At 41.3% G+C, this 1173-nt stretch carries 1 protein-coding gene; it reads left to right on the top strand.

Annotated features, from left to right (window positions below; translation table 11 throughout):
• Positions 1 to 14 precede the first annotated feature (14 nt).
• On the top strand, positions 15 to 1173 hold a 1159-nt coding region (locus tag I3255_RS14525; RefSeq protein ID WP_238039456.1), incomplete at its 3' end, for a hypothetical protein.

The following is a 1173-nucleotide window of genomic DNA, read 5'->3' as shown; positions in this document are numbered from 1 at the left end:
CTGCAGAAGGTGCAATGCAAGAAAGCTCTAAGATCATGGAGCGTATGCGTGAACTAGCTCTGCAATCTGCGAACGGTTCAAACTCAGATAAAGACCGTGAAGCGATGCAAAAAGAGATGGGTCAACTTCAAGAAGAGATGAACCGTATCGCTGATACCACAAGCTTTGGTGGTCAGAATCTACTAGATGGTTCATTTGGCTCTAGAGATTTCCAAATTGGTGCAAATTCTAATGAAACTCAAAGCTTAGGTTTGATGGATGTATCTTCTCATGCATTAGGTCAGACTTATAAAAGTTTTGATGCTGCTGGAACAGTAAGCGCTACTGCTACTGCAGGTACAAAAGGCAAAGACGGTTCGATTTCTATTGGGGTTGGTAATAATACTCAAGATATCGCTCTAACATATGATATGAAAGCGTCTGATCTTGAAGAAAAAATTAATAATATTGATGGATTAAGTGGCGTTAAAGTGACTCAAGCTGATGATAAACAGCCAGAAGTACAAGCTCGAACGCTTATTACAGCATCAAATGCTGCAGAAGGTAAATTGACAGTAAACGGTCAAGAGATTGATTTGTCAACAACTACAAAAGCAGCGCCAAAGGATGGACAAGACCTATTTGAACTAGCAGCTACTTTGAATGATAAAAGTGATGGTACATTTGAGGCTATTGCCTTAAAAGCTGATGGTTCAGCTGCGACTAGTGTTACTGATGCGGCAAGTATTGCTATTACAGGTAAAGATGGCTCTCCAGTAACTATGTCTGTTAAGGGCGTTGAAGGTATTGATGATGCAGGTACTGCTGTTGCTGGTACATTTGCAGCTAAAACTCAAAAAGTAGCTAATTATGATGCAGCCACAGACACTGTCACGTATGCAGATGATAAGACGATGACGCTATCAGGTACAGGAACAGCTAAAGATGGCGCTGCAATTGCGGCCGAAAAAACAGATGCAATAAAAGGTGATTTTACATTTAGCTTAGTATCGGCAAAGCTTGATGACGATATTGAAGGTGCCGTTTCTATTGGCGGAACAACAATGAGTCAGAAAGCTGGTACAACAACAGATTCTGTTGCTGGTCTTGATCTTTCGACTCAAGAAGGCGCCCAAAACGCGATTGACGTTTTAGACTCTGCAATGGAACAAATCGACTCTAAGCGTGCTGAAA

It is taken from the genome of Psychrobacter sp. Ps6 (assembly GCF_022129235.1).
GTDB lineage: Bacteria > Pseudomonadota > Gammaproteobacteria > Pseudomonadales > Moraxellaceae > Psychrobacter.
The sequence above is the reverse complement of the archived record's forward strand: the minus strand, read 5'-3'. Positions and strand labels throughout refer to the sequence as shown.